8 protein-coding genes and 1 pseudogene are annotated in these 9896 nt (G+C 57.7%); 3 read left to right on the top strand and 6 right to left on the bottom strand.

Going from position 1 to position 9896, the window contains the following annotated elements; translation table 11 throughout:
* On the top strand, nt 1–628 hold a 628-nt coding region (locus tag AC1DUP_RS36450; protein ID WP_477837327.1), incomplete at its 5' end, for a HEPN domain-containing protein.
* Between the two features lie 614 nt (nt 629–1242).
* Here the strand turns inward: AC1DUP_RS36450 and AC1DUP_RS36445 are convergent.
* Nucleotides 1243–1482 carry a type II toxin-antitoxin system ParD family antitoxin gene (locus AC1DUP_RS36445; protein ID WP_113312191.1) on the bottom strand — a complete coding sequence of 80 codons (240 nt, stop codon included), beginning with the start codon at nt 1480–1482 and terminating at the stop codon, nt 1243–1245.
* Between the two features lie 425 nt (nt 1483–1907).
* On the bottom strand, nt 1908–2828 hold the full coding sequence (locus AC1DUP_RS36440) for a hypothetical protein (protein ID WP_477837325.1): 921 nt from the start codon (nt 2826–2828) through the stop codon (nt 1908–1910).
* Nucleotides 2829–3059: 231 nt separating this feature from the next.
* Here AC1DUP_RS36440 and AC1DUP_RS36435 point away from each other — a divergent pair, with 231 nt between their 5' ends.
* Nucleotides 3060–6173 carry an autotransporter outer membrane beta-barrel domain-containing protein gene (locus tag AC1DUP_RS36435; protein ID WP_477837323.1) on the top strand — a complete coding sequence of 1038 codons (3114 nt, stop codon included), beginning with the start codon at nt 3060–3062 and terminating at the stop codon, nt 6171–6173.
* 493 nt (nt 6174–6666) lie between these two features.
* On the opposite strand, the gene AC1DUP_RS36430 is transcribed toward AC1DUP_RS36435, so the two are convergent.
* Both AC1DUP_RS36430 and AC1DUP_RS36425 read right to left on the bottom strand, forming a co-directional pair.
* Nucleotides 6667–7008: a hypothetical protein gene (locus tag AC1DUP_RS36430; protein ID WP_113312202.1), complete on the bottom strand. Its 342-nt coding sequence runs from the start codon at nt 7006–7008 to the stop codon at nt 6667–6669.
* Between the two features lie 57 nt (nt 7009–7065).
* The gene (locus tag AC1DUP_RS36425; protein ID WP_113312201.1) at nt 7066–7431 is read right to left on the bottom strand and encodes a hypothetical protein; all 366 of its coding nucleotides are present in this window, start codon (nt 7429–7431) and stop codon (nt 7066–7068) included.
* Nucleotides 7432–7590: 159 nt separating this feature from the next.
* Between AC1DUP_RS36425 and AC1DUP_RS36420 the strand changes: the two genes are divergently transcribed.
* Nucleotides 7591–8088 carry a DUF4142 domain-containing protein gene (locus tag AC1DUP_RS36420; protein WP_113312200.1) on the top strand — a complete coding sequence of 166 codons (498 nt, stop codon included), beginning with the start codon at nt 7591–7593 and terminating at the stop codon, nt 8086–8088.
* Nucleotides 8089–8227: 139 nt separating this feature from the next.
* On the opposite strand, the pseudogene AC1DUP_RS36415 reads toward AC1DUP_RS36420, so the two are convergent.
* Nucleotides 8228–8599 (bottom strand): annotated as a pseudogene (locus AC1DUP_RS36415) (YbhB/YbcL family Raf kinase inhibitor-like protein); the annotation flags it as partial.
* 21 nt (nt 8600–8620) lie between these two features.
* A complete protein-coding gene (locus AC1DUP_RS36410; protein WP_477837320.1) occupies nt 8621–8881 on the bottom strand; it encodes a hypothetical protein in 261 nt (86 codons plus the stop codon).
* Nucleotides 8882–9896 lie beyond the last annotated feature (1015 nt).

The following is a 9896-nucleotide window of genomic DNA, read 5'->3' as shown; positions in this document are numbered from 1 at the left end:
GCTTTCCCTCGAAGAACGGTTCCTGCAGGAACAGATCGCCCACCGGATCGAAACCCCAGTCATTCCGATCGTCCACAGTTTGCATGATATCAACGACCAGCTCTCACGCGGCCGGCCCTTCTTCGTCGATATAGCCAGGGACGGTAAGGTCCTCTATGAGGTAAAGGGCCATCCCCTCGTTCAGCCGAAGCCGCTGACAAAAGAGGAAGCCAAAGCAGAAGCGCAAAAGAATTTCGAAAGATGGTACAGCCAAGCCTCTCAATTTCTGGAAACGGCTGAAGATCAAATGAGCCGCGGTTGGCTGACGATGGCCGCATTCAACTTGCATCAATCTTGCGAGAGCTACTACCACTGTATCCTGCTGACATTCACACTCTACAGCCCGAAATCGCACCGTATTAAGGTTTTGCGTTCCAAGGCAGAGGACTTGGATAAAAGGCTTGTCGAGGCATGGCCGCGAGACAACCGGATCGCTCGCCGGCGCTTCGAGCTCCTGTCGCGCGCTTATGTCGAGGCCCGGTACTCGCCGAACTACGAGATTAGCGCAGAGGATCTGGCATGGCTGGTCGAACGGGTCAAAGTTCTGCAGGAAGTGGTCTCAGTCATCTGTCGAGAACGTCTGCCGTAGATATTCCTACTGAAAGCTTGATCTGCTCGCCTTGATGAGAATCGAACCCACCCGCCTCGAACTATTCACTAAATCATTGAAAACACACGCCTGAGGCGTAATGCATTTTATGGAACTTTCGAACGCTGTCGCCGCGCGCGCTGGCTCCCAGGTCGAGCCTGGGAGCCAGATGCGAGCCCGACCGAAAGCTCACCACAAGACGCGACGGCGATACGGGTGCCGTCTGCGGAGGTACAAAACCGGATGGTCTGGCTGAATTTCATCTGCCGAGAATAGCGTAGGGAAGGGTCGCATAGCAGACCTATCCTTCTCCCCCTCAATTGGTGCCCCGCGGCCAAATGCTACGCCTTGAAAGCCGGGGGGTGTGCTTGGCACCCCTGAAGACTGATTTGAATTCCTGCCGCAATCCCCTCGCGTTGGAACGAAGGTCAAACTTACGTCGGGATCAGACGAGGAAGCTGCCGTGCCAATGCCACGCGCGGTGCGTCCGCTTGCCGAGGATGCCGTCCTCGAAAGTTGCCTGTGGGATCGTCACCTGACCCAACTTTCCCGCCACTTTCATCAAAACTCGACGTCACGGCGAGCCAACTCCCTCGGGACGATGGGCCTATTTGTCACTTGCCGTGCCGACCACGCACACGACTACGCAATTCGGCAAAATAGCGCCCATCGACCGGATCGGATTGCACGGACGATGCTCCGTCAATCAACAGTCCGCGCAATATAAGACGGTCCTGATCTCGTCGAATCAGTTCGCGGATATATTCGCCGCTCGTCCCATAACCACGTCCCGCGACCTGCTCATCAACGAAGCTCTTAAGGTGGTCGGGCAGGGAAATGTTGATTGTGCTCATACGAATACCTTGAGCTCAAATGGCAAAATTTGGCAGATTGACATCTTTCTCCTAAGACGGACGTAGGCGATGGCCATTGAGCTGAATCGGTTTTTGGCCAATTGGTTATTAGCTCCGTCGGCGTATCTGGCAGCCCGCCCCCCAACAGACCGCCGTTCGGCTTGTGGCTGCCTGAATTGGGCCATCCTCCGATTCTGATAACATTCGCTCATAAGCTCTGTCGGCCTCGTAAAAGTTATTTGTCGACCAGCAAACGGGTCAGGTCGCGCGGCATAAAGCTGGTTGAGTGGGTGAAAGCCCTGCGGGAATTGGTCGCGGTCATCTGAGGGGAAAGACAAGCTTATGCACACAGCGTCAGATCCACGCATAGAAAACGTTTCCGTAAAGTAGGTTATCGCAATCTCAACGAGCACGTCCGCTTTGCCTCATCCAGCCATCGCGTCCTCCTCGCCGGAAAGATCCCGATACTGGCGACCGGCACCTCGTGCAAGCGCCGCATCGGCGAGTGCAGTGTAATGCAACATCTCGCAAGCACTCCAGGTCTCGAACTCGTCGACAAGGTCGGCGCTCAGATGCTCGAGAGTACCGTCGCGGTTAGAAGAGAAATCACCAAAGTCCTTAAGGTCGCGAAGGACGTTTGCGACATGGGAAGAGGAGGTATCGTAACGTTTGGCCAGGGCGTTGGTCGACAGAGTGATGGGGCTGCGCCCATCGAGCCGCCTGTAATGCGCAGCCATCAGCGTCACAAGGAGCAGATAACCGCAATCCCTCGAGGCAAGGCTGAGAATTCTCGGAAAAGGGTGGATGACCGTGCCATGTAGCCTGACGAAGCGAGCGCAATGACAGATGACGTCTCCGAGCAGTTCGGGGTCGCGGGCGACCTGCCCTGCTCGCGAGGGGTCCCCGGCCAACATGCCCTCGGCTTGGATGTAGGCAAGCATGGAGCGCCCGATCTCCCTGATGATTTCGCACGAAGGCCGCAGAAGCTTGACTCGCCTGTCACTGGGAAGGCTCTCGACCGTTACAAGGCGACCCGCTTTGAGCGCGTTCACAAGGTTGACGGTCTGACGGGGGCTTAGGCCGGATTGCTTCTGCAGCACCGCCGCCGTTGGATGGGTTTCCCCATATTGCTCCCAGGCGAAGAAATTGTGGATCAGAATATAGGTGGCGAAGTAGCGGCTGAAACGGTTGAGGAGCTTCCAGATAGGCCAACCGTCGGGCGCTGGCTGGCTCATCGAATCGCAGTAATGCGCAACGGCTTGGCGAAACCGCGGATGGCTTCTGTGCTTCGCCCCGGACGCAATCAGCTTCGCAACTTCGCGCGAAACCGCAATCTCGTTATTCAATTCGTATCCCATCCCGCTCCGTCGACCCACGATGTTAGCGGAGTATCATCTAGCGTATAGCATCGCGAACCGGAACCGGTTTTGCATCGGAAGATACCTTACTTCAGTGCGATGGCGCCTGTGGTGTCCGGTCAAGAACTGGCGAAACATGCAACTTTTGCGAATGTGCACGGCGGTTTCCGACGCTACGGTCCACCGGACAAGTCGCTCCAGCCCTTATCCCGGAAACCAATGAAGCTCATCACGCGCCGCACCTATGTTTGCCTGCTCGTCGCGGGCGTCTCTGCGCTTGCCACGTCGAGCGCAAACGCCGACGAGGTCGTCGCCGACAACAAGACAATCTACAACGGCAATGAGCTGAGCGGCTACACTTGGCTCGACGGCGGTCACCTCAGATACGGCACCGTGGACGTCGAAGATACCTTGCAGGGCGAGCTCATCGTCGGGGCCGGTGATACCGGCACCCTCTCAGTCACGCCGACATCGACCATTCATGTGAATTTCAGGCAGTTGCTCAACGGCTCCACACTCAATCTGGGAACAGCGACAGATACGGGGAAGATCATCATCGACCACGTCCTGATATACGGCTCCTCTGACCCCACAAAGTATAATATCAACGGCGGTACTGTCGTCGCCAATGCAAGCCTGTTCCTCGATTACCATGAAGTCGGCATTTTCAATGGGGCGACTCTGGAAATGGGAGGCACGTCCCGCGCCGCGAGCCTCGTCAATCTCCACGGCGACGGGACGTTTGTGGCCAACGGCGCCGACGTCAATGTCTTTGGCGGCGTCTTTGACGGTACCTTTCAGAATGTGGGGGCTCTCAGTTTCAGGCAAATATCTTTGATGGGCGTCCCGACCAGCGGCACGGCTGCCCTGCGCGGCCGTTTGATCGACGTCAATTCCCTTTATGTCGGAGGCCCGATCGCCCTTGATGCGACTGATAGTGACATTGCCGCCGATCTCTCGCTCATCGGCTCGATCGGCGTCGACGGCACGATGGATCTTGGCTTAAACGACGCGACACTTCACAACCTATCGGGAGCTGGTCTGATCGGTACGGCAGGCAACGTGACGGTCGCCAATTCGAATTATGGAGGTCAGATTCAGGCCGGCCACGGAATCACCTTCGTCGGCAGCAACAACATGTCGGGCATTCTGAGCGGCGACGTTGCCATCGCAGCCGGAGCCTCGCTTTTCACCAGCAACGCTTCGGCCTTCAACAGCGCTACGACCCTTGCTATCGACGGCTCCTACGGGATGCAGGAAGGCACGAGCATCGGAAAACTGGCCGGTAGTGGTTCCATCAACCTGCGCTTCGGCGAAGCCCTATCGGTCGTCGGCAACGCCGCATCCAGCTTCTCGGGGCGTATTGGCGGCGGCGGATCGCTCGTCAAGGACGGTACCGGCACGCTCACCTTGAGCGGCGCCAATACCTATTTCGGCGGCACGACGATCCTGGCAGGAACGCTCCTAGGGGATACCAACAGCATACAGGGCGAAATCGCGAATTATTCCGGCGTGCTTCATTTCGACCAGGCTTTCGACGGCGAGTTCTCGGGCGACATCATCGGCATGGGCAGGTTGGTGAAGTCGGGAAGCGGCGCACTAAAATTGACTGGAACAAACAGCTATCTCGGTACCACCACCGTTTCGTCTGGCACGCTTTCCGTCTCCAGCAGCAGCATCACTGGCGACATCGTCGACAACGCCACGCTGATCTTCGACCAGGATTTCAATGGCGCTTTCTCCGGCGACATCTCCGGCACAGGGAGTTTTGAAAAGCGGGGCAGCGGCAAGCTCACCTGGACGGGAGACGGCACCTACACTGGAGCGACCGACGTCGTGGAGGGCACGTTGTCGGTTAACGGTAGCCTCCTCTCTCAGGTAACGATCCATGACGGAGCCTTTCTCGGCGGCAACGGCACGGTTGCCTCGTTCAGCACCTCAAGCGGCGGCACGGTCGCACCTGGGAATTCCATTGGCACATTGACGGTGGGGGGCAACGCCGATTTTCACTCTGGCTCGACCTACGCCGTCGAAGTCGACGGCGCCGGACGCTCCGACCTGATCAATGTCGGCGGCATCCTCACCATCGCTCCGACTGCAGGCGTGGCCGTGAGGCCGGAAAATGGCATCGATACCGGCGACACGTATAGTTCTCCGCTGACCTATACGATCGCAACCGCCGCCGGCGGTGTCTCGGGCGCTTTCGGCTCAGTCACCGACAACTTCGCCTTCCTTACATCGTCGCTGAGCTACGATCCCAGCAACGTCTATCTTACCCTTACTAAGATACCCTTCTCCTTACCCGACGGCACGACGAATGAGACCGGGGTTGGCGGCGCGATCGACACGATCGGTCCCGGCGCCCTGTCCGATGCGTTACTCTACGTCATCGACGATGAGCGCGAGGTAGCGTTGCGGTCGCTCTCGGGAGAAATCCATGCCTCGCTCCAGCGCAGCCTCGTCGATGAGAGCAGCCGCTACAGCGGTGCCGCACTGTCCCACCTCTTCGACGAGAGAAGCGGCCCGTTCTGGTCGGTTGCCTATGGTGGCCGCTCCCATTACGCCACAAACGACGATGCAAGCGGTTTTAACGGGTCCGGCGGCGGACTGATCATGGGCGCAGACCTCATCCGTACCGACGAGGGGACGGCCGGCCTCATGGCGGGTTACAGCAACGCCTCCGCCAATCTCGACCAGACCCCTTCCAGCGCCACGATCAACAGCGTGCATTTCGGCGCCTATGGTGCTTTGCGACTGGAGGACACCTCCTTCCGCTTCGGTGGCCTCTGGAGCGGACACGATATCGCAACCAGGCGAAAGGTCGAATTCACATCGCTTTCGGAAACGCTTACAGTCGACTACGATACGACGACGTCACAGGCTTTCGTCGAGGCTGCCCGGCGCCTCACTTTCGGCGGCCTCGACGTCGAACCCTACGTCAACGGCACCCTCGTCTACCAGAATACGCCATCATTCGAGGAAGATGGCGGCGTGGCCGCATTGCATGGCCAGGCTGATAGCATTCTCAATACATTCCTGACTGTGGGTACGCGCTTCGATCAGGGGCTTCCCGACGAGAAAACGAGATTGTTCGGGGAGGTCGGCTGGCGCCATCTGTTCGGCGAGCGCTCTTCCAGTGCTGTTCTCGCCTTTGACGGCAGCCAGGATTTCAGTGTCATGGGCGTCAGTTCCGCCCGCGATTCCGCCTTCGTCAAGCTCGGCGCACGCGTTCAGCTCACCTCCTCCTTATCGGCCGATCTGTCCTATGACGGCAGCTTTTCCTCTGGCCCGGACAGCCATTCAATCAAGACGGGCCTCAGCCTCGGCTTCTAGAAATCCCCGCGGCTTTCATCGCCACGTCCCGGGTGGCTGCTCAATTAATCTTCAGCCAATGCCGGATGGCAGCAGCCGCACCGTCGTAGGCCGCATCCGCTTAGACACCACAACGCACAACAGATTGGGGGTATGGAAGTGGGGTGGCGGCTTCAAGAGGTGGGTGCGCGATCGACTCATGCCGCAGAGAGGATGGGAAGAAACCCCGCACGAGGCATCGCGCAGGGCTGAAGAAGATCATGACAAGCTAGAAGTCCTTCATAGGCGATAACTTTAATCCCCTGAGCGTTTTGCACGGGGATTACGCCCGTGAGTGTTCAGGTGACCGACCTTGGTCCCCAGCACTTTGCTGCAACCGTCGAAGACCTGATGGGTATGCTTTTGAGCGACCGTTGGCCGGAGAAAGCTTCGCCTATTTATATATGGGCGGTAAGACGCTGCATTGACGCTATCGCCTTGCAGAGCGAAGGCGATAAGCTGCCGAACTTATCGTTTAACCGTGCCACCAGCTCAAAACTGCCATGCCTACAGCGGCAGCAACGAGCACGGGAATTATAATTTTTGCCCAAGGGTGACGTCCTGTTTGAGATGTCGTCTTGGCTGAAACGGGCTCGCGCATCGCAACGTCGAAGTTTTTTTGCCTGTCAGGCTTCAAATGCTTGTGGTCGTCCAGGGCGATGCGAGGCTGTTCGTTGGTAATGGGTTCGCCTCCCGCTTCTGCATCCGTTTCCATCGGCGCGGCAGCAGGATCAAAACCGGGCCTGACATCTCCTGTTTTACCCGATTGTGCTTGGCCGCGGACTTGTGCCCCCGTCGGATCTCTAGGATTGCTCAAATCAAACTCCCGACATGAGAGAAACGGGCCACCGAGAAGGGCCGTCGCTGTATGTCATCACTGAACCTTTTCGGTACCGCTTGGCGTTGTCACCTGGGTCGGGCCGCCACCATTTCCGCTGGGCGAAGGACTGCGATCAGTCGCTTCCGGAGGCCGACTGGTTCCGTCGGCGGGATTGTCGTCAAAGGTGCCCTCGCCCTTCGGCTGCGCGTTGATCGGATCTGGCTTGGTCGAAGCGGTCGACTGACGATCCTTGTCGATGCTTTCGCCCCAGAATTCCGATACGCTCCAGGCGACCATCGTGAGGACTAGCGCACTTACCAGCACGATCAGAACGGGGCGGCCGCGACCGCCCTGCCTCGCTTCGGCTGCGGTCTCCGTTACCTGCTCCGGCCCGGGTCTGCCATTATATTTCGTCACCATGTCATCTCCTATTCTTGGGTGCCTTTCAAACCTTCGGATCCGCCACATGTTCCCGTGATTGCTCAAACATCCTTCTCTCCTCAATTTACGTTTCGAATGCCGGAACATCCGATCTCTCTGCAGGTTCGAGGGTGAAATCACAGCGAGTGAGAGAGACCCATGAGAACCCCGTTCACCGTCGCCTTACTTCTACTGAGCGCTTTTTCTGTTTTGGGCGCCGACGACCCCACAAAACTGCATGCAATCGATTTCGCAAAGAAGGCCGCGATGTCGAACCTTTTTGAGATCGAAGCCGCTAAAATCGAAGTGGCGAAAGGAAAAGCGAGCGATGCAAAGCAGTTCGCTGAGGATATGCTAAAGGATCACGAGAAGGCCGGACCACTACTGGCCGACGCTGCGAAGCAGGACGGCATCGAGGCGCCTGTGACACTCGACGCCGAGTACAGCCAGAAGCTCATAGCCCTGCAACGGAGCGACGAGGCAAATCTGGATCAGGCTTACCTGTCGACGCAAGTGACAGCCCATCAGCAAGCCGTGGATTTGTTCACCAATTATTCCAAAGAGGGGCCGGACGGACAGCTAAAGAATACAGCAGCAAAGATCCTGCCGGATCTGCGCATGCACCTGACCCGCGTGCAGGGCTTGACCTCAAAGTGACGGCACGACTACCGGATTGGAGAAGGCTGCCCGATCGTGCTGGCTATCGGCAGCGGGACTGGTTTTCCTACGCCTCGTCGGAACAATTTTATTCCAACGAAGCCAATGACCGTTGTTTATGTTGCAGGCCGGAAGACTTCTACTGCTTCGGAGGTTGGATCTTTTGGTCGTAAAGTCCCACCACCTCCCCTTTGCCGATCACATGCCCCGACGCTGCGGCAAGGAAGGCATCGCGGTCGGATGTCAGAGGAATATCGAGTACCGAGTCCAGCGCCATCATTTGGAAATGGTAATGGTGAGCCGGATCACCGACCGGGGGCGTAGGGCCAAAGTAGCCATGAGAGCCGGAACTATTTCTCCCCTGAAGCACGCCTTCCGGCTCAAGTAGGCGAAGTTGCTCCTGAAGTCCCTCGGGCAATTCCGTCACGGTTGCAGGGATATTCCAGGCGATCCAATGGACGAATGGCTTGATCGGGTCAGAGTCGGGATCTTCCATGACAATGGCGTAGGAAGCGGCATCCTTTACTGCCTTCTACTTCCGGGCCGGAGACACGCCGTCAGCATACTCGCTGTGTTTTTGCGGGATGGTCCCTTCAGGTTTGAAAGATGCCGAAGTTACAACGAGCGTTGCATTCGACTTGGTCTCGGGCCCATCCTTGGCGAGTGAAACACCCTGCGCCTTAGCTGCCTGTTCGTCCATGACGGCGGCCGGAGCGGCTCTAGCCGCAGTCGACTTTGGGGCGTTGCCCTCATAGGCGATCCGGTAGATCACGCCGTTTGCATCGTCCGCCATTAGAAGGGAGCCGTCCTTGGCTACCGCAAGGCCGACCGGCCGAGCAAAAATGCGTCTTGCCGCCGTCGGTCAGAAAACCCGTTAGAAATGGCTCGATCGCCTTTGGTTGACCGTTTTCGAAATGGATGCGGACGATCTAATGGAACCCGGGAACCTTTTGATCGCCGGGAAGTATATTGCTTCGAGGCGTCCTTTTGAACCTCCAGTCAACGTCGGATGGCTCGACCCAACTTCCCACTTAGCCCGCTTCGGCAGGCTTCTTTTTGCCCATACTAGTGGCGCCGGTCACCTTTGCTCGCGAGTTCATTTAGCCCCCGCGTCACGCTCAAAGAGGTTACTGTGCCCGGCAGGGGTCTTTTTTTGAACCCCGAATTGGCGAACCGTTCAGATGATGATGATGATGCGGTGGGATTAGATACCGAACGCCGTTGGTAGGCTGTATCAGTGGTATCCGGGATCACGCAGCTCAATGGGGGCGCTATGACCGCGCCGCGGCGCTGGATGACGACAGACTTCGCCTTACCTGCGCCGACGTCACCGCCGAGACGAAGCCGAGCCGATCCGCAAAGCGTCTGGCTCGAAGACCGTATCGGGGAGACGCCATCCCTTTCTCTTCCTACGCTCTACTTTCGGGGCGTCGGAGGATGGCGTTATTCCACCGGAACTGTCCGAAGACCTGTGCAAGAGTTTTCCGGTCCCTTCGAAAGGGTCGTCCTTGGGTGTTGGCGGGACTGGCTTTCCAAGGATCAGGCGGCTCGAGACGCAATGGGACTTTCCGGGCGAAAGAAGGATCTGCTCTTGCAATGGATCGACCAGCACAGCGTGTGGTTTTTCGAACTACTCTTCTGTGGTTGCCGTCCGTTGCGCAAGTAGTTTCTGACCTTCTTGAGGTGTGATCGAGTGCGGTCTTCTGTCAGGCCTTTCTTTGCGGCACTTTCAGAGGCCGCTGGCCGGTATGGTGATCAGAGGCCGCTGGCCGGTATGGTGATCTGCGGATCCGGTCCAAATCTTGTTC

Source organism: Rhizobium sp. 01L419 (assembly GCF_056400025.1).
The sequence above is the reverse complement of the archived record's forward strand: the minus strand, read 5'-3'. Positions and strand labels throughout refer to the sequence as shown.